Origin of the sequence: Marinifilum sp., from assembly GCF_965230805.1 — a bacterium.
Lineage (GTDB): Bacteria > Bacteroidota > Bacteroidia > Bacteroidales > Marinifilaceae > Marinifilum.
The window spans coordinates 3010304-3028333 of sequence record NZ_OZ246019.1; the positions used below are offsets into that span (position 1 = coordinate 3010304).

The window sequence follows — 18030 nt, forward strand, 5'->3', positions numbered from 1 at the left end:
ATTTAATTAAGATTTTTATCTTGATAATTCGTACTTGATACTATATACTTTTCAGATGATTTGGAACTATTTTTTAATGGCGGCAGGTGTGAGTTCGGCAAGTTGGATATTGTCGGCATTTATTCAAAAGAAAGAGATTCTTAGAAATGCTCTGGTTCTTACCGGAATTCTTAGCATGGCAATTTACATTGTATTTTTGTGGACAAGTCTTGAGCGACCTCCTTTAAGAACTCTTGGAGAAACCCGCTTGTGGTATTCTTTGTTTATTTCGATTATAGGTCTGATCACTTATTTCAGGTGGCGATACCATTGGATGCTATACTATTGCCTATTTATGTCATTGCTATTCTTATTCATAAACTATTTGCATCCAGAGAACTTTTCGAAGACTTTAATGCCGGCATTACAAAGTCCATGGTTTGTTCCGCATGTGGTAGTGTACATTATTTCCTATGCATTTTTGGCTGCTTCTACGCTTGTCGCGATATATGGTTTATATCAGATTAAAAGAAAGAAATTCGAAGCAAAATTCATGCAGGTAGCCGATAATTTGGTCTACCTTGGATTTGCATTCCTCACTTTTGGATTGCTTTTCGGAGCCTTGTGGGCAAAAGAAGCCTGGGGACATTATTGGACTTGGGATCCGAAGGAAACTTGGGCATTTATTACCTGGATGGGATATTTGGTATACATCCATCGCAGGTATCAAAAACCATCGAAATACATTTCTGCTTTATGGATTTTGGCCTTGGCTTTTGTTATTCTTCTGATATGTTGGTTTGGCGTAAATTACCTGCCATCGGCACAATTTAGTGTTCATACTTATAGCATGCAGCCATAGTGCTAGTACTTAAAGTGCCTAAAATACTTAAAGTTTTAAGTTGATTTAAAGCCAATTAGTTTCTTGGGTAGCTTTCAAAATGTTGATTTTCTATATTTCGCCAATAATTGATCGAGTCATAGTGATAATGATACAGTCATTACATGAAGTTAAAATACCTATATAATAATAAAAACGCCGATTCTTTTGAGCCGGCGTTTCTTATTCTGTTAGCTGATAGCTGTTTGCGGACAGCTAATTTTATCCTTCAATTTTGTGCAGAATCAATTTCTTGGCAGTTTCGATAGCTTGTTTCAAACCTTTAGGATCTTTACCCCCTGCCGAAGCAAAGAAAGGCTGTCCACCACCACCACCTTTAATTTCTTTGGCGGCTTCGCGAACGATATTACCAGCATGTAAGTCAAATTCTTTAACTAAATTATCCGAGAACATGATGGTTAAGTTTGCTTTTCCTCCCAAATCAGCTCCAGCAATAAATACAAGATTTTCAACTTCGCCTTTTAACTGGAATGCAATGTCTTTTAGTTCCCCTGCATTTTGCACTGCAACAACATCAGCAATAATACCTACATTGTTTGTAATCGAAACATTAGCCTTTAAATCATTCTTAACAACTTTTAACTGATCAGCCATAAATGCATCCAGTTCTTTTTTCATGCCCGAATTTTCAGCCATCAGGTCTTCAATATTCTTAATCAGGTTCTGATTTGATTTGAATATTTTTTCGATATCACGTAAAGTATTTAATTTATCGTTGATGTATTGCTCGGCTTTGTCAGCAGTAATGGCTTCGATACGACGAACGCCTGCCGAAATGGCACCTTCCGAGGTAATCTTAAATAATCCGATTTGCCCGCTTGCCTTAACATGAGTACCACCACACAATTCAACCGAATCATCAAATTTTACTACACGAACCAAATCGCCATATTTTTCGCCAAACAAAGCCATTGCGCCTATGTTAACCGCTTCGCTCATAGGAATGTTATTTCGAATATCAACAGCTATGTTTTCCCTTATTTTTTTGTTTACAATTGCTTCAACTTCTGTAATTTCTTCATCGGTAACTTTTTGGAAGTGCGAGAAGTCGAAACGCAAGTGATCAGGATTTACCAATGACCCTTTCTGTTCAACATGTTCACCCAAAACCTTACGCAAAGCATGATGCAACAGGTGAGTTGCAGTATGGTTGTTTGCCGTAAGCGTTCTTTTGCTTTGGCTAACCACAGCTTTAAAAGTTGCAGTAGGATCGCTTGGCAATTCTTTGGCAAAATGAACGATTAAACCATGTTCCTTTTTGGTATCGAGAATAGAGATTTTCTGCCCGTTTGCTTCAATGTATCCGGTATCGCCAACCTGTCCGCCACTTTCGCCATAAAAAGGTGTGATGTTGAATACCATCTGATAAGAATCTTTTCCTTTACTGGTGATTTTTCTGTAACGAGTAATTCTTACCTCGGTGTTCAAGTAATCGTAACCAACAAATTCCTCAACATCATCTTTTAAAAGCTCCACCCAATCGCCTGTATCAACCGAAGTAGCAGAACGCGATCTGTTTTTCTGAGCTTCCATTTCAGTATTAAATTCCTTACGATTGGCAACTAAACCTTGTTCTTTCAAAATCAATTCAGTTAAATCCAAAGGAAATCCATAGGTATCATACAACTCAAAAGCCAACTTGCCAGGCACAACTTTAAAGTCGTCAGCTTTTGTTTTTTCAATAATCTGATCTAACAAGCGAATCCCGTTCTCAAGAGTTCTTAGGAACGAGTTTTCCTCTTCTTTAACTACCTTTTCGATTAAAGTTTGCTGTTTTACCAACTCAGGGAAATGCTGCCACATCACTTCAATTAAAACAGGAATCAAACGGAACATGAAAGGATCTTTAAAGCCAAGGAAAGTGTATCCGTAACGAACGGCTCTGCGTAGAATACGACGAATTACGTAACCGGCTTTGTTGTTCGATGGCAACTGTCCGTCGGTAATCGCAAAAGCAATGGTTCTGATGTGATCGGAGATAACACGAAGGGCTATATCAATCTCTTCAGCTTTGCCATATTCTTTACCAGCCATTTTAGCGATAGTCTGAATAATTGGCTGGAAAACATCGGTATCGTAGTTCGAAGTTTTTTCTTGCATTGCCATGCACAAACGCTCGAATCCCATTCCTGTATCAACATGCTGATGCGGAAGAGCTTCCAACGAACCGTCGGCCTTACGGTTGAATTGCATAAATACAAGGTTCCAGATTTCAATTACCTGCGGGTGATCCATATTTACAAGATCTCTTCCAGAAGTAAGTTTTCTTTCCTCATCGCTTCTTAAGTCGATGTGAATTTCAGAACAAGGTCCACATGGTCCCTGATCGCCCATTTCCCAGAAATTATCCTTCTTGTTTCCATTGATGATGTGATCTTCAGGAAGATATTTCATCCAATATCCGGCGGCTTCGTCATCACGGTCTAACTTGTCTTCAGCACTACCTTCAAAAACTGATGCATACATTCTGTCGACAGGAAGTTTGTAAACTTCGGTTAAAAGTTCCCAAGCCCAATCAATGGCATCTTTCTTAAAGTAATCTCCAAACGACCAGTTTCCCAACATTTCGAACATTGTATGATGGTAGGTGTCGTGTCCTACTTCTTCTAAGTCGTTATGTTTTCCCGATACGCGTAAACATTTTTGCGAGTTTGCGATGCGATTGTATTTCACTGGCGAATTGCCAAGAAAGATATCTTTAAACTGATTCATACCAGCATTGGTAAACATCAGAGTTGGATCATCTTTTATCACCATTGGTGCCGATGAAACGATTTTATGTTGCTTTGAATTAAAGAAATCCAAAAATGCTTGTCTGATTTGGCTAGAATTCATGAGTCTATTATGTTTTAAATAGATGAGATTTCGTTACTTAGCTTGCAAAGTTAGATTAATTCCTTAATTTTGTTGACTTAAATGAGCAAAAAATTAGGCTTTTTCTGCAAAAAATTAACCTATAAACAATACATGGCGAAAACGAAGTATCAGTTTAACCCTGAGTCGGTTAGCTACGAAAAGGTAGAGATTAATTTTAAGACACGTTTTGTCAATGTTCTTAAGCATATGGCTTCCAGTTCGGTACTGGCTATTTTAATGGTTGTGGTGCTGTTTTATTTCTTCGGCTCTCCAAAGGAAAGATCATTGGAAAGAGAAAACCAAAGGCTGATAACCCAATACAGTTTACTAAATACAAAACTACAGCAAATGCAGACAGTTTTGGGTGATCTGGAACAAAGAGATGACAACATTTATCGTGTTATTTTTGAAGCTGAACCCATTCATTCAAACATCCGTAAAGCAGGAGTTGGAGGTGTGAATCGTTACAAGCACCTGGAAAGTTTGGATAATGCTGAGCTTGTTATTTCAACAACCAAGAAGATAGATCAAGTTGCAAAATCCTTATACGTTCAAACCAAATCATACGATGATGTTGAAGATATGGTGAAGAACAAATTCAAGATGCTTGCCGCAATTCCGGCCATTATGCCTCTTGCAATAAAAGATTTTGGGAGAATTTCAGCAGGTTATGGATGGAGAATTCATCCAATCTATAAAACCAGAAAATTTCATGATGGAATGGATTTCACAGGAAAAATTGGTACCCCAATTTATGCAACTGGTGATGGTGTCGTAAAATCTGTGAAAAAGGAAAGAGGTTATGGTAAGAAAATCGTTATTGATCATGGATATGGGTACACAACAGTTTATGCCCACCTTGACAGCTATCGGGTTAAAAGAGGGCAGAAGGTAAAACGTGGAGAAATAATCGGAGAACTTGGGAATACCGGGATTTCTACCGGTCCACACTTGCATTATGAAGTGAAAAAGGGTCGTAAATCTTTAAATCCGATTAATTATTACTTTAACGACCTTACAGCCGAAGAATACGATCAGATGGTTGCATATGCCGAAAATACAGGCCAGGCAATGGATTAAATTCTACCCAATAATAGCGGGAAAACATAAAAAGTGGCACGGAAAAATTTATTCCGTGCCATTTTATTTATTACTTTAGTTAAGAATTTATTCCCAATGATTTAGCATTGCCCGGATTTTCTAAAAGGGTGGGATTTAAAAATAGTCGACGTGCCTTATAAAAATATGAAGATAGAAAAACTTTACTACTCAATTGGAGAAGTAGCCGATATGTTTCAGGTGAATACTTCTTTAATCAGATATTGGGAAAAAGAGTTCGATATTATTAAACCAAAGAAAAACAAGAAGGGGAACCGTTTTTTTACGCAGTCTGATATCAAAATTTTTCATTTGATTTTTCACTTGGTTAAGGAAAGAGGAATGACTTTAAAAGGTGCAAAGCAAAAACTTAAAGAAAACAAAGAAGACACAGAAAACAATTTTATTGTTGTTTCTCGTTTGCAAGAGATTAAAGATTTGTTGTTGGAAATCAAAGATGAACTGTAATCATTAAAATTTTTTAGAATTGAAAGTACGGGATATTATTTTGTCCATTGAAGAGCTTGCGCCATTATCTTATCAAGAATCGTATGATAATGCTGGCTTAATTGTGGGAGAATACAATCAGGAGGTGAGTGGCATTTTAATTTGCCTTGATGTAATTGAGAGTGTTGTAGAAGAAGCAATTCAAAAAGGAGCCAACCTGATTATTGCCCATCATCCAATTGTTTTTAAAGGCTTAAAAAGATTTAATGGCTCGAATTATGTAGAGCGGACCGTAATGATGGCCATTAAAAACAATATTGCCATTTATGCAGCACATACCAATATTGATTCGGTTCGGGGAGGTGTTAGTGAGAAAATTTGTGATCTGATCGGATTACAAAACAAAAAGATTTTGTCACCTATTTCAGAGGATCTTAAAAAGCTTGTAACCTTTGTTCCTAAAGATCATGCCGAACAGGTAAGAGAGGCACTTTTTAATGCTGGAGCAGGAAGCATTGGAAATTACGATTCGTGTAGCTTTACTACTTGCGGTAAAGGATCTTTTAAGGGAGGTGAGGAAACAAATCCTTATGTTGGCGAAAAAGGAAAGTTGCATTTCGAGGAAGAAGTAAGGATCGAAACGGTTTTTCCGAAACATTTAAAAGGAAAAGTGCTTGGAGCGATGCTGAATGCTCACCCTTACGAAGAAGTTGCCTATGATATTTACTCTCTCGACAATAAAAATCCTGAAGTAGGATTGGGAATGATAGGAGAATTAGAAAGTGCAGAAAGTACAATTGATTTCCTAAAAAGAATAAAGGAAATTTTTGGTTGTGGATGTATCAGACATACTAATATTACCAATGAAAAGATTAAGAAAGTAGCTGTTTGTGGTGGAAGTGGAAGCTTTTTATTAACAAAAGCCATATCAGCAAAAGCAGATATATTTGTTACCGGAGACTTTAAATATCACGAGTTTTTTGATGCCGAAGGAAAATTAATAATTGCCGATATTGGACATCATGAAAGTGAACAGTTTACTCGAGATATTTTTTATGAGATAGTTACAAAAAAATTACCTAACTTTGCGGTTCATATTTCTGAGATAAATTCGAATCCAATAAATTATTTGTAAACATATGACAACACAAGATCCAAAAGCTTCAGATTTAAAGGATATTTCGGTTGAAGAAAAGTTACGTACTTTGTACGAAATGCAATCTGTTGATTCTGAAGTAGACCAAATTAGAACGCTAAGAGGGGAGCTTCCATTGGAAGTGCAGGACTTGGAAGATGAGATTGCCGGACTTGATACCAGAATCGAAAATCTAAATAACGAGGTAAAAGAACTTGTTGATACAATTGCGAAGAAGAAACAAGAGATTAAAGAAGCTGGTTTGTTAATTAAAAAGTACGAAGCTCAGCAAATGAATGTTCGCAATAACCGTGAGTTCGATTCGATTTCTAAAGAAATCGAATTTCAAAACCTTGAGATTGAATTGTGTGAAAAACGCATCAAGGAGTTTACTGCGGAAATGGGTAACAAGAAAGCATTGATCGAAAATTCAGAAGCAATTTTTTCTGAGAAGAAAGCTGACTTGGAATCTAAAAAAGGTGAGTTGGATGCGATTGTTTCCGAGACCCAAAAAGAGGAAGATAAGTTGTTAGAAAAGTCTGAATCATTTAAAAGCAAGATCGAAGAGAGACTTTTGACAGCTTATTCAAGAATTCGTTCGAATGCAAGAAACGGATTGGCAGTTGTAACTGTTGAGCGTGATGCTTGTGGAGGTTGTTTTAACAAGATTCCACCTCAAAGACAAATGGATATTCGTTCGCGTAAGAAGATTATTGTTTGTGAGTATTGTGGCCGTATTTTGGTTGACCGTTATATTTGCGATTACGATCATAGTCTTGAAGAGGCAGATAAAGCTGCAGCTGCTGCTAAGCCAAAAAGAAGAACTCGTAAAAAAGAGTAATGCAACTATTAAAAATATAGAAACGGTTATCTTTAAGGTAACCGTTTTTTTATGCAGCACATCAGGTAATGAAAATTGAAGATAGAAGGGAACTGGATCGATTGAAAGAGGCAAATGAATCGTTCTATATTTATTTTTCAGCTCCATCTTGTGGAGTATGTGAAGTGCTTAAACCCAAGATCGATCATATGTTTGATGGCAAATTTCCCAAGCTCAGGGCTTTTCATGTGAATACTTCAATGCAATCTGATATTGCAGTATTTAACGTGAGTTCGATGTAAAATTCTATCCACAGAAAGTTATATTTGCGATAGATTTGCATTAAAAATTTGGAAAGAATAGCGGGCTATTTTGAGGAATTTTTAATGGAAGATGTCGTAAAGAGAACTTTCCATTATGTGTTTGCCTGCTTTCGGCATAAATTTCCTCAAATCTTCTTGAAATATCCCGATATTCCTTCGAAAATTTGAGAAAACTTCTACTCAAAATCAGATCAAACTGTGAACGAATTTTACCTCGAACTCACGTTATTTACCAATCCATCCTTGCTTGTCTTTATCCATGGAAAGGAAGTATTGAGAAGAAGCAGAACAATTGGTTTGGATGAGGTTTACAACTCCTTAAATCGATATTACGACATATATTTTAAGGAATCAAAAAGCCGGTAATTCAGGCGAAAAACCGGCTTGTGATTTTGATATTTATATTTTTAATAAACACCTGTATTCAACATTACCAAAGGACAAGCCTCTTCGGTTTCAATACCATGGGCGTTGGCCTTTTTGTAAAACTCCGGATTTTCTGTTCCTGGAGGAAATAGAATTCTTTCCGGTTTTAATCCAATGATATAATCATAGTAGGATTCTTGGTTTTTAGGAGAAAGATAAATAGCAACTGTCTGGAGCTTTGATTCACAAGGTCTGCCAGTTTGAATTTCCACATCGGCAATTGTTCCTTCTTTGTTACCAATGGCAACAGTTTCAATATTGTGCTTTCTCAATAATCTTACACATTTGTTTGAGTATCGGTCTTCTTTTGTACTTGCGCCGATTACAAGCGTTTTACCTGTATTTTGCATGTCGATTTATTTTTATATCTATAGGTAATAAATGTAATAAAATAGCTCATACAATTTAATTAGTAAGAATAAAAAAGCCTTTCACAATAATGTAAAAGGCTTTGTTATATTTTGAAACTGCATTTATTTCTCAATTAATACCGTTGCATAGGCAGATATACCTTCTTGTTTGCCTACAAATCCTAATTTCTCGGTTGTTGTAGCTTTAATTGCCACATCATCAACATCAATTGCCATTACTTTTGCAAGTACTTGCTGCATTTCGGGAATCAATGGTTTTATCTTTGGTTTTTGAAGAGCGATGGTTGAATCGATATTGCCAATTCGGTATCCTTTCGCACCAATGATTTCAACTGTTTTTTGTAGTAGTATTTTACTATCAATTCCTTTAAAATCATTTGAGGAATCAGGAAAATGATAGCCAATATCTCGCAAATTTGCAGCACCCAGAAGAGCATCGCAAATGGCGTGAATTAATACATCGCCATCGGAGTGAGCAACACAACCTTTGCTGTGCTCTATTTTAATGCCCCCTAACCAGAATTCCTGTTCTTCGGCCAATTGGTGAACATCGTAGCCAAATCCAACTCTAATTTTCATTTGTTTATAATTTATTCCATTTGTGAGATGGAAGCCGCAAGATCAAAATAATCATTAACATCTATGTTTAATAATTATTTTAATCATGCTCGTTTCGTTATCTGGTTATTTTATCAAGATTTGCAGTTAAACTAAATCTTAAGGTGTTTTTAAGTGGATTATTCTGTGTGGTAGGAATCAGATAAGAAAAATCAAGATCAAACATATTTAGCTTTACCCCTATACCAGCAGTAAAATATTTGCGGTTTCCTTTGTCCTCGTGTTCGTAGTAATATCCACCTCTTAAGGCAAATTGTTCCTGGTACCAGTATTCCAAACCAAGCGACCATGCAATTTCTTTAAATTCTTCACTCATTCCTCCCGGAGCATCTGAAAATGAACTGAAAATACCCGACACTACTGATTTATCGGAGTATTCCCCACTTCCTATAATTACTCCATCACCTTCTCCTTCTTCTAATGTTCCACTATTAGGTGTTGGTACCAATAGTTTGTTGATGTCGGCTGCAATGGTAAGTGAATTGTATCTATCCAACTCCATTTTTAAAGCAGTACCTAACCTTAAATTGGTTGGAATAAATTCTTTCTCATCATCGTTGGTATAGCTAATTTTAGAACCGATGTTCGAGATGTTTAATCCCCATGACCATACCATGTCTCTTCGGTTTCTTCTGAATTCGTGTTGGTAGTACACCGATACATCGGCAGCAAATGCATTACCCGCCTGAGTTTCCAAACCTGCAACAAATTGCGATTGAGTTAAATCGGATCGAATGTATCTGAATGCGATACCACCCGAAAATTCATCGCTCAATCTTCTGGAGTAAGAAACATCAAATGCCCATTCATTTGGTTTGTATAATGTTGCATTTTGATCTGCAGTTTGCAGAAATGCAATCTCTCCCAAAGAAAAATAGCGAAGAGATGCGCCAATTACCTGATTCTTGTCCAATCGGTAATATCCCGTAAGGTATGAAATGCTCATATCATCTACCAAATCTCTTAACCATGGAGTATACGATGCAGATATACCATATTCACCATCAATCATGGCAAATTTAGCAGGATTCCAATGCATAGAGTTTACATCAGGAGATGTGGCCACCCCGGCGTCGCCCATTGCACCGGCTCTGGAGTTTGGTGTAATTGTTAAAAAAGAAACAGCAGTAGAAATGTAATTTGCACCAGATGTAGAAGTCTGGGCTGAAGTTTTGTGAATGCTTGTATAAAGCAGCAAGCATAGTAAACTTGTGATTAAAGTTAGTTTTTTAGTCATAATGTTAATGTGTAGTAAAATACAAATATACTTCAATTAACTAATAAAGCTGATTTTTATTATTTCAGGATCACTAATTTTTGAAATTTGTTTACTGTTTTTCCATTATCGGCACGAACCTTTATGCGATAGAAGTAAACCCCACGACCAATGGAATTTCCAAACTCGTCTTTTCCATCCCACTGTATAGGGCCAACTCTGTTGCCCGACGAGTTGATTGTAGTCTCTATGCTCTTAATAAGTTTACCGGAAACTGTTAGTATCTGAATCAATACATCCAGTTCGCCGGAAGCCTGGTTGTGCTCGAAATAGAAGCCGGTATTCGTAGTAAAGGGATTGGGATAATTCAGAACATGCCTGATTACCAAATCAGCAGTTTCAGCCACCACAAAATCGAGGCTGGCTACCGAAGAATTGTTCACATTATCCCATGCTTTCAGCTGAATTTCGTGTTCGCCTGTCTCCAATTCGCTGAGTTGGTAGGTAACTTTACCCTTTTTGTAATTGTCCAGATCGGCTTCAAAAAAATCATTTAGCTTGATGGGTTGATCGCTTTTTTGATCCAAAATGGCAACCAGGTCGTGACCAATGGCATTGCCAATTGTATTGATGCCACTTGAATCCTGAACAATAGCCAGCAAAAGTGGATTTTCGTTGGTCATGCCTCCTTGCGTAAACTGTTCATCATTCATGTAAAGTTCAATATCGGGACCTATTTTATCATTGCTGGCATTCGGGTTGGTACCACCTACAATAATGGAGTTTGTATAACCGGATGCATCGGTGTTTGCTCCAGATGCATAATAGGATATTTTTCCATTGCCATATTGGTAATTGATATCTTTTGGAACAAAAAATGAAAATTCGAACTTCCCATTTTTAATGCTTGCTTTTCCTTTGTATAATATGCTGGTTTGACTGGTGTATTCAAAAGGTCTGCCATCATTTCCACGAGTTGATTTACGAATTGCCTTATCGTATACCGTAGGGTAAAGGGTACCGGTAAAATTACTCAGATCAGAACCTGATCCTGACACAATCTTACCTGCAACTTTCACCTCACTTAATGCTTTTAAAGTATCTACAGCTGCCGATAAACTTACATCATTCAGATGTGTACTAATGGCAAGGTGCTCGGGATAATTCAATTGTAAGGCAGGATCGCCAAGTAGTGTAAAATTTCGCTTGTTGATTCCTGAAGAAGTAGCATTCTTGGTCATTCTCATGATATCACCCAATCGGTAATAATTCCCATTGGCATCTCTTTCGAAAGCAAAGTTGTAGAAGTTTTGATTGAGGGTATAATTTGGCGATGAAAAAACCAATCGGGTAGTTGTGAACAAACCAATTCCTCCTCCGTTTTCGCGAAGAAAAATGATCTCGCCAGCAGAAATCTTCTTGTAGTTATCGAATCGGCTAAACTCACAGGTAGCTGTCATAAACAAAGGAAGTTTTGCGGGATTCTGCCAGGCGTAAATGTCATCTATCATTAAAATATGCTCATGAGCCAAGCCATTTTCGTTGCCATGGCCAGTGTAATTCATTAATAATGTTCCCTTGTTAACACTTTCGTTGATTTCTGTATTGACATCAGGATATTCCTGCCCGGCAGAGCTTGTAATCTGTTCAAAGTCATCCAAAAAAGTTCTTTGTGCCTGATATTGGGGATAGCTGCTTTCAACTTTTACAGCCAGTCTGTTAGCATCCCTCACATGTGTGTTGTTGTCTTCATCATCGCCAATAAAGCAAAGCCTGGTTTGCCAATCGCCTTTTTCTGCCAAATTGTAGTTTATAATTTTATTGACTGCAATTTGAGCTTCTTCTTTCGTGTTAACGGGCAATCTTCCAATTCCGATATCTACCAAACCAATAGCTTCTCCTTCCTCTTCATCCAATAAACCGTAAAAATCATCGGTAACAAAAGATTGGGTAGGACTCAAAGAATTTTCCGATTGATAAGTCAATATTTTATTTGTGTTATTTTCTCTCTCAGATTTATTGTCGAAGGAACCATCTCCAAACAATAGCAAATATTTTATCCTATCAGAATCATCAGAAGAACGATCGTAAAACATTTTCACAAAATTGCGAATGGCAGCAACATCAGGAGCTCCCGAAGAAAACTCATTGAATATGACATTTTGGTCAACCACACTTACCTGTAAGTTGTCCTTGTTTCGGTGATAGTTGGCAATTTGCTTGGCATAGGATAAGAACAGGCCATTGCTAACAATTAGCATGTCGGTTTGTGGCAAGGCATGCAGGTTTTGATTCGCTACATTACCCATTGGTTCAGGCGTCGGAAAGTCTGCTTCAGGATTGAAAACCACAAATTCTTTTAGGCTGTTTGTTGATGCATTAAAGCTTCCGGTTGAACCTGAAAGACGAATCGGAATTTGCTTTATGCCATTCGGGTTTGTAACATCCCAAAGCAGGGTGGAACTCTTGCAGTTTTCAATCTGAAATCTTGAAATCCTGCCTATACCTACCGATTCGGGATCACGAAATGCCATTTGCGAGCCGGAAAATATCAACTTGCGTTTTGCATTTACCCTTATAAAGTTTAGCCATCCAAGCGAAGATGCAGAACTCTTCTGATACGCTAAACCAATTGTAAAATCATCGGAAGAAGGGGAGAAGTTGCTAAAGGTTTGTTCTTTTAAATCGGCATAAGTAGCAGTGTAAATGCCTGTTTTAACTGCTTTAAAGTTAATCTCCCCAATGTCTGATGATCCGGAACTTACATCCAATTTAGTGTTGGAAGAAGATCTGGCTGCAAAACCAATCGTTAAAATGGATTGTGAACCAGTTTGCAGATTCGGAAAATTAAAATCATAATCGAATTCTGTTGTGATATCAAATTCCTGCCCAAACCATAATCTTCCTGATTCTAAAAGATTAATTTCATCAAGGTCGATTGCCCTGTAATCAGTAAATGTGTTTACCGTAGTGGAATAAGATGTTTCCGAATTTTGTTGTAATATCCTTTCAGGACTTCCCATATCCGAACTCAGAAAATAGAAAGACTTATTGGAGTACAGATGATTTTCGTGTACAAATTCAGATTTAGATTCATTGTATTCCCAATTTCGTGGTCCTTTAGCATAGAAAAGCAGGTAATCACCGTGGTTAAAAACTCCATCGCTACCAGTATGAAAATAGACCGGTACAACAGGCAGGTCATCAATATAATTTCCTGAATTCATTTTGGGTAACATTCCGCCGTAGCCATAGATACGCACATTGGCTGGATTCGATATTCCCATATCAAGCAATTCGGAGTATGTTATTTTATGAATTGCCGAAGTATCAATTGCCACCTTTACCCATTTGCCTGTGCTTAAAACAGAACTGCTGGCATATGTCTTTATGGATTTAACCGATCGGCTCTGCCCAATCTTTTTAAAACTTAGTTTAAAAGCAATCAGTTTTTCAATGGTACCATTTGCCGGATTTCTTCGAATTGGCACAAATTGCACCTTTTGGTATGTGGTTTTCCGAATGCTTACTGGCTGAACTTTGGGAATGATTTCGGAAGGAAATGATCTGTTTCGTAAAATTTGCTGCTCGGTGGAACTTAACTGTTCGAATTGCGTATCCAATAACTCGACAGAGAATTTTTCTCCGTTCGAACCAGTTCTTTGCAGGTAATGAAAAGCGGGTAACCAGTTGTTGTTCTGTTCGAGTGATGCGCCATTAAAGCTTACAGCTTTACTATTTTCCCCATCGGGTGACGAAATAGATGTATCGTACCATTCCAATTTAAATGTATCGGAAGTTTGAGAAAAACTTAGTTTTCCGATAAATAAGATGAGAAGTAAAAGCTGATAGCGCATTTTTGTATTAGAATATAGGTTCTCAAAAACAGAATTAATGCAAAATAAACAAAAGTTTACACATTGACGATTAAACTGCTTATGATATCTGAAACCTGAAAGCTTAGGGCAGATCTGAAAAAAAATTAAAAAAAATAAATCAGGTGCTACTGAATGAGTAAAACTTTTGGCAGGCTTTAGTTTCAGAGAATCAAGCAGATGAAAAGCGCATAAGAATTACAAAGAAAAATGTTAAATCATTAAAAGAAAAACTAAAATCAGATACAATAAATTTATAGCACTTTTAGTTATATTTGTTGAGTTAAGTATTTTTGAAGATAAACTACATTCAATCTATTATGAAACTAAATTATAGCATTCTTATTGCTGTTTTTGCTGCCGGTTTACTGATCTTCCCATCCTGTTCGAAGGTTAAAAACCTGGTAGGTAAAGGGGAGAAATCAAAAACTACGGGTTGGGCATACAACGATCCTGAAAATGGAGGTTTTGAATATCATAGCGGTTATGAACAGGCTACCGGCCCGGGACTTAAATTTATACAAGGTGGTACATTTACCATGGGAAGAACCCAGGAAGATGTAATGTACGACTGGAATAACATACCCAGAAGAGTAACAGTTCCTTCATTCTATATCGACGAAACCGAAGTTCGTAATGTTGATTATCTGGAATACTTGCATTGGATTAAAAGAGTATACGTATCCTATCCCGAGGTGTACAGAAAAGCTTTACCGGATACCTTGGTTTGGCGCGACGAATTGGCATACAACGAGCCTTACGTAAATAATTACCTTCGTCATCCTGCTTATGCCGAATACCCTGTTGTTGGGGTTTCCTGGGAACAAGCCATTGATTACTGCGAATGGCGTACCGATCGTGTAAACGAAAGAATCCTTATTGAAATAGGTGTTTTAAATGATGATCCTGCACAACGCGACCAAAACAACTTTAATACCGAAGCCTACTTGGCAGGTCAATACGAAGGTTCGGTAAATCGGAATTTAACCGATTTAGATCCGGATAACGAAGAAAGATCGGTTCGTTGGACCGACGGAATCCTTCTTCCCAAATACCGTTTGCCATCAGAGGCCGAGTGGGAATATGCTGCAACTGCTCTGATTGGTAACTCGGAACAAGAAAGAATTACCGACAAAAGAATTTTCCCTTGGGATGGTCACTGGGTACGAAACGACAGCAAAAAAGTGAGAGGCATGATGATGGCTAACTTTGCTCGTGGTCGAGGTGACTACATGGGTACAGCCGGCGCTTTAAACGATGGTGGTGATGTTACCGTTCCGGTAAACTCTTTCTGGCCAAACGACTTTGGTTTGTATTGTATGGCAGGTAATGTAAGCGAATGGGTGGCTGATGTATACCGTCCGATGTCGCCCGAGGATATTGCCGAATTTAATCCATATCGTGGTAATGTTTTTAAAACCAAAGTGCGCGACGAAGAAGGAAACATTGCTGAAAAAGACAGCTTGGGACGCATTCGCTACCGATTACAAACCGATGAGGAATTGGTAGGACGTGACAATTATAAAACCGCCGATAACCGTAACTATCGCGATGGTGACGTGTCATCAAGTATTGTTTCTGATTACGAATGGAACAATCCGGAACATCAGGGAAAAGGATCCAGCCGCATGTATGTTCAAGGCAGAGGCCAGGATGGTAGCGATTTTAGTTCGATGGTAACCGATAACACAAGAGTATACAAAGGTGGATCGTGGAAAGACAGAGCTTATTGGATGGCGCCTAGTGCTCGCAGATATCTGGATCAGAAAGAAGCCAGAGACGACATTGGTTTCCGTTGTGCCATGACACGCGTGGGAAAACCAACTCAAAGATAGAAAAGTAGTTTTTCGAAATAAAACAAAACCTCATCCCGCTAGGGATGAGGTTTTTTATTAATTTCGTTTGTTGAACACTCAAGAGATAATTCGTATGCAAATTTCAGGTTTATATAGCTTATTTAAACAGTTTCCTGTTGTTGTTACAGATACAAGAAAGGCAGTTCCCAATTCCATTTTTTTTGCTTTAAAAGGAGCAAATTTTAACGGCAATCAATTTGCCAAGTCGGCGCTCGAAAAAGGATGCAAATATGCTGTGGTCGACGAGGAAGAATATGCAGCCAACGATTCCTATATTCTTGTGGATGATGTATTAAGGGCATTACAGAATCTGGCTCGTGAACATCGCAGGAGTTTGGGCATCCCGATTCTGGCAATTACCGGTACCAACGGAAAAACAACCACCAAAGAATTGGTAAATACGGTTTTAAGTAAGAAATACAAAACATTTGCTACCCAAGGCAACTTTAACAACCACATCGGAGTGCCTTTAACACTCCTGTCTATGAATGAGGAAACCCAATTTGGGGTGGTTGAGATGGGAGCAAATCACCCGGGCGAAATAAAATTATTGTGCGAGATTGCAGAACCAAATTTTGGGATCATTACCAATGTGGGCAAGGCCCATTTAGAAGGTTTTGGATCGTTCGAAGGGGTTAAAAAAACCAAGAAAGAGCTTTACGATTACTTGCAGGAAAAAGGCATAGTGTTTGTAAATGGCGAGAACGATCATTTAATGAGCATGCTAAACGATCAGGAAATATATAGCTATGGCAATGCCGATGGAGCCGACAGCAAGGCAAAATTTCTGCAAGCGGCGCCTTATCTGGTATTGGAATTAAGATCTCCGAAAATTGGGAAGCTCTACATCAAAACCAAACTGATTGGTGGCTACAATTTCGAGAATGCACTGGCGGCAGTTAGCGTGGGCAGGTATTTCGATATCCAGCAATCGGATATTAAAGTGGCTCTAGAGAACTACGAACCAAGCAATAATCGTTCGCAGCTTAAAAAAACCGAGAACAATGTTTTGTTCCTGGATGCATACAATGCAAATCCTACCAGTATGGGTGTTGCCGTAAACAATTTTGCCGATTTGCCAATGAAAAACAAGTTGGTGATTTTGGGAGACATGCTGGAACTGGGCGAAGATTCGGAAAAAGAACATCAGCAATTGATTGACTTATTGCAGCAGAAAAAGTTGGACAAGGTCTATTTGGTTGGCGATATCTTCACGAAAGTGAATACTGTGGATCGGTTTAAAACATTTGTGAAAACAGAGCAGCTAGCAGCCATTTTAGAGAAGGAAGTGCTTAGGAATCACTACATCCTGATAAAGGGATCGAGAGGCATACAGTTAGAGAAGTTGGTGGATAAATTGTAATTATGGGAATGGCTTGGATTTTTTTAATCATTGCAGGATTGTTTGAGGCCGTGTGGGCCATTGGTTTAAAATATGCACAAGGATTCACAAAGCTGTGGCCTAGCCTAATTACCATCCTTGCTATGGGCATTAGTCTGTACTTTTTGGCTTTGGCCATTAAAAATTTACCGGTAGGAACGGCCTATGCCGTATGGACCGGGATTGGTGCTTTGATTACAGCCATTCTGGGAATCATTTTGTTTGGCGAGCCGGTTCATTTCTCCCGGATATTTTTTATGCTCCTTTTGCTTATTGCCATTGTGGGTTTAAAGTTTACGGCTACGGCCTGATTTAAAGAAAGTATTTGTTCTTCGCTTTAAAAATTTCGCCTCTTAGCAATCATTCTACAAGGGGCTTTAGCCCCGATATCTTAGTAGCATTGCATTAAGCCCAATTGTAAAGGAGCGTTCGCCCTAACATCTGCAAATTTTTTGGGGAGTATTTTACGTCGAACTCACGTTATTTAAAATACGATTGGCTTGCTGATCGGATATCAGGGCTAAGACCCCTTGCTGTTTGTTCCGATTAAGCTTTCTACTAGGATTACAGAGTTAATCCCCTGGCTGATTGACAGAGGGCGTCCGACTTTTGGCAATAACGGTTTAAATATCATATTCCATTTTAAAAAGATTGCGCTTTTGTGATGATGATTCATCTTTCCGGTCCCCTCTGTTAAGCTTTCGGCAGCTTTGCTTGTATTGCTTTTT

At 38.1% G+C, this 18030-nt stretch carries 14 protein-coding genes; 9 read left to right on the forward strand and 5 right to left on the reverse strand.

The window, feature by feature from the left end; all coding sequences use genetic code 11:
* Window positions 1-55: 55 nt before the first annotated feature.
* Complete coding sequence (ccsA, locus tag ACO05S_RS12195) at window positions 56-841, forward strand: cytochrome c biogenesis protein CcsA (RefSeq protein ID WP_421918285.1); 786 nt, start codon at window positions 56-58, stop codon at window positions 839-841.
* Between the two features lie 240 nt (window positions 842-1081).
* Here ccsA and alaS read toward each other — a convergent pair whose 3' ends face one another.
* Window positions 1082-3715, reverse strand: a complete 2634-nt coding sequence (gene alaS, locus ACO05S_RS12200; RefSeq protein WP_421918286.1) for an alanine--tRNA ligase — start codon at window positions 3713-3715, stop codon at window positions 1082-1084.
* Between the two features lie 81 nt (window positions 3716-3796).
* Between alaS and ACO05S_RS12205 the strand changes: the two genes are divergently transcribed.
* From ACO05S_RS12205 to ACO05S_RS12225, 5 genes are all read left to right on the forward strand, one after another.
* Window positions 3797-4816: a peptidoglycan DD-metalloendopeptidase family protein gene (locus ACO05S_RS12205; RefSeq protein WP_421918287.1), complete on the forward strand. Its 1020-nt coding sequence runs from the start codon at window positions 3797-3799 to the stop codon at window positions 4814-4816.
* Window positions 4817-4981: 165 nt separating this feature from the next.
* The gene (locus ACO05S_RS12210; RefSeq protein WP_421918288.1) at window positions 4982-5302 is read left to right on the forward strand and encodes a MerR family transcriptional regulator; all 321 of its coding nucleotides are present in this window, start codon (window positions 4982-4984) and stop codon (window positions 5300-5302) included.
* 19 nt (window positions 5303-5321) lie between these two features.
* Window positions 5322-6416, forward strand: coding sequence for a Nif3-like dinuclear metal center hexameric protein (locus ACO05S_RS12215; RefSeq protein WP_421918289.1), 1095 nt, complete (start codon window positions 5322-5324; stop codon window positions 6414-6416).
* A 4-nt stretch (window positions 6417-6420) separates the two neighbouring features.
* On the forward strand, window positions 6421-7257 hold the full coding sequence (locus ACO05S_RS12220) for a zinc ribbon domain-containing protein (RefSeq protein WP_421918290.1): 837 nt from the start codon (window positions 6421-6423) through the stop codon (window positions 7255-7257).
* Between the two features lie 68 nt (window positions 7258-7325).
* The gene (locus tag ACO05S_RS12225; RefSeq protein WP_421918291.1) at window positions 7326-7538 is read left to right on the forward strand and encodes a thioredoxin family protein; all 213 of its coding nucleotides are present in this window, start codon (window positions 7326-7328) and stop codon (window positions 7536-7538) included.
* A 428-nt stretch (window positions 7539-7966) separates the two neighbouring features.
* Here the strand turns inward: ACO05S_RS12225 and ACO05S_RS12230 are convergent, their stop codons facing one another.
* The 4 genes from ACO05S_RS12230 to porU form a co-directional block, all read right to left on the reverse strand.
* The gene (locus tag ACO05S_RS12230) at window positions 7967-8335 is read right to left on the reverse strand and encodes a CoA-binding protein (RefSeq protein ID WP_421918292.1); all 369 of its coding nucleotides are present in this window, start codon (window positions 8333-8335) and stop codon (window positions 7967-7969) included.
* Window positions 8336-8458: 123 nt separating this feature from the next.
* Window positions 8459-8935, reverse strand: coding sequence for a 2-C-methyl-D-erythritol 2,4-cyclodiphosphate synthase (ispF, locus tag ACO05S_RS12235; protein ID WP_421918293.1), 477 nt, complete (start codon window positions 8933-8935; stop codon window positions 8459-8461).
* Between the two features lie 97 nt (window positions 8936-9032).
* Entirely contained in the window at window positions 9033-10211 is a 1179-nt protein-coding gene (gene porV, locus ACO05S_RS12240) for a type IX secretion system outer membrane channel protein PorV (RefSeq protein WP_421918294.1), read from the reverse strand.
* Window positions 10212-10270: 59 nt separating this feature from the next.
* The gene (porU, locus tag ACO05S_RS12245; RefSeq protein ID WP_421918295.1) at window positions 10271-14047 is read right to left on the reverse strand and encodes a type IX secretion system sortase PorU; all 3777 of its coding nucleotides are present in this window, start codon (window positions 14045-14047) and stop codon (window positions 10271-10273) included.
* Between the two features lie 338 nt (window positions 14048-14385).
* Between porU and gldJ the strand changes: the two genes are divergently transcribed.
* The 3 genes from gldJ to sugE all read left to right on the forward strand — a co-directional run bounded on the left by gldJ (window position 14386) and on the right by sugE (window position 17613).
* Window positions 14386-15900, forward strand: a complete 1515-nt coding sequence (gene gldJ, locus ACO05S_RS12250) for a gliding motility lipoprotein GldJ (RefSeq protein ID WP_421918296.1) — start codon at window positions 14386-14388, stop codon at window positions 15898-15900.
* 94 nt (window positions 15901-15994) lie between these two features.
* The gene (locus ACO05S_RS12255) at window positions 15995-17284 is read left to right on the forward strand and encodes a UDP-N-acetylmuramoyl-tripeptide--D-alanyl-D-alanine ligase (RefSeq protein WP_421918297.1); all 1290 of its coding nucleotides are present in this window, start codon (window positions 15995-15997) and stop codon (window positions 17282-17284) included.
* A gap of 8 nt (window positions 17285-17292) precedes the next feature.
* Entirely contained in the window at window positions 17293-17613 is a 321-nt protein-coding gene (sugE, locus tag ACO05S_RS12260; RefSeq protein WP_421918298.1) for a quaternary ammonium compound efflux SMR transporter SugE, read from the forward strand.
* Window positions 17614-18030 lie beyond the last annotated feature (417 nt).

Bases quoted from the DNA above. Each gene is read 5' to 3' on its own strand.
- sugE (WP_421918298.1), top strand. From the start codon at position 17,293: ATGGCTTGGATTTTTTTAATCATTGCAGGATTGTTTGAGGCCGTGTGG.
- gldJ (WP_421918296.1), top strand. From the start codon at position 14,386: ATGAAACTAAATTATAGCATTCTTATTGCTGTTTTTGCTGCCGGTTTA.
- ACO05S_RS12225 (WP_421918291.1), top strand. From the start codon at position 7,326: ATGAAAATTGAAGATAGAAGGGAACTGGATCGATTGAAAGAGGCAAAT.
- alaS (WP_421918286.1), bottom strand. From the start codon at position 3,715: ATGAATTCTAGCCAAATCAGACAAGCATTTTTGGATTTCTTTAATTCA.
- ACO05S_RS12205 (WP_421918287.1), top strand. From the start codon at position 3,797: ATGAGCAAAAAATTAGGCTTTTTCTGCAAAAAATTAACCTATAAACAA.
- ACO05S_RS12220 (WP_421918290.1), top strand. From the start codon at position 6,421: ATGACAACACAAGATCCAAAAGCTTCAGATTTAAAGGATATTTCGGTT.
- ACO05S_RS12230 (WP_421918292.1), bottom strand. From the start codon at position 8,335: ATGCAAAATACAGGTAAAACGCTTGTAATCGGCGCAAGTACAAAAGAA.
- ACO05S_RS12210 (WP_421918288.1), top strand. From the start codon at position 4,982: ATGAAGATAGAAAAACTTTACTACTCAATTGGAGAAGTAGCCGATATG.
- porV (WP_421918294.1), bottom strand. From the start codon at position 10,211: ATGACTAAAAAACTAACTTTAATCACAAGTTTACTATGCTTGCTGCTT.
- porU (WP_421918295.1), bottom strand. From the start codon at position 14,047: ATGCGCTATCAGCTTTTACTTCTCATCTTATTTATCGGAAAACTAAGT.
- ACO05S_RS12255 (WP_421918297.1), top strand. From the start codon at position 15,995: ATGCAAATTTCAGGTTTATATAGCTTATTTAAACAGTTTCCTGTTGTT.
- ccsA (WP_421918285.1), top strand. From the start codon at position 56: ATGATTTGGAACTATTTTTTAATGGCGGCAGGTGTGAGTTCGGCAAGT.
- ispF (WP_421918293.1), bottom strand. From the start codon at position 8,935: ATGAAAATTAGAGTTGGATTTGGCTACGATGTTCACCAATTGGCCGAA.